Annotated in this window: 1 pseudogene; it reads left to right on the top strand. The window is 50.1% G+C overall.

Features of this window, described 5'->3' with window-relative positions:
• Positions 1-607, top strand: a pseudogene (locus tag R7Z77_RS25650) (SPOR domain-containing protein); the annotation flags it as partial.
• Positions 608-703 lie beyond the last annotated feature (96 nt).

The raw sequence follows: 703 nt of genomic DNA, 5'->3' as shown, positions 1-703 counted from the left end.
CTTGTCGAACTATCGCGAGGCATTTATTCGTGTGGTTGGCAAAGGGAGTGGCAACACCGTGAAGCAAACGCAGCCGTCATCAAAGCCGACTCCTGTCGCCAAACCAAACGTCGCACCGAAGCCTGTTGCGCCAGTCGTGGCCAGTCGTCCAGATACCGAGGCGTTTAAAGCTTCTGCGACAAAAACAACAGCGCAGCCAGTTACGGCAAAAGAGCCGAAACCGAGCACGACAACAAAACCGGTTGCGAAAGCAAAACCAGCACCGAGCGTAAAAGGCAATGGAGAGGTGGAAGTGCGCTTGCGAGCGTCTCTACATGGCAAAACGTATGTCGTGCCTTACCTGTTAGATAATCAGTTTTATATGGAATATGGTAAGCCGTGGAATCGACTCAACTACGAAAGCTCGCAACAGATTTGTCAGCAGTTGGGCATGTCGCTCGCCACGGCGACTGAATTTAAAGCGTTGCGAGATTCTGGTGTGATGGAGAAGAACAAATGGCCGCTGCAATTGCCGTATTGGGGTAAAGATAAGAAAGGCTTGTTTGCCGATCGAGAACCAAATCAGTTAACCGGCACGTCGTTGTTGAATGTGATGTGTGTGAAGTAGCGGTTGTTCATCCTTAATGCCTCCATACATTTTAGGACGAAACGCGCTTTTTAAAACGAAGAAAGCCCCGCGATGCGGGGCTTTTTTGCGGTCTCA

It is taken from the genome of Vibrio sp. 1401 (assembly GCF_033340295.1).
Note: the sequence above shows the minus strand (reverse complement) of the source record. Positions and strands in the feature narration are given on the sequence as shown.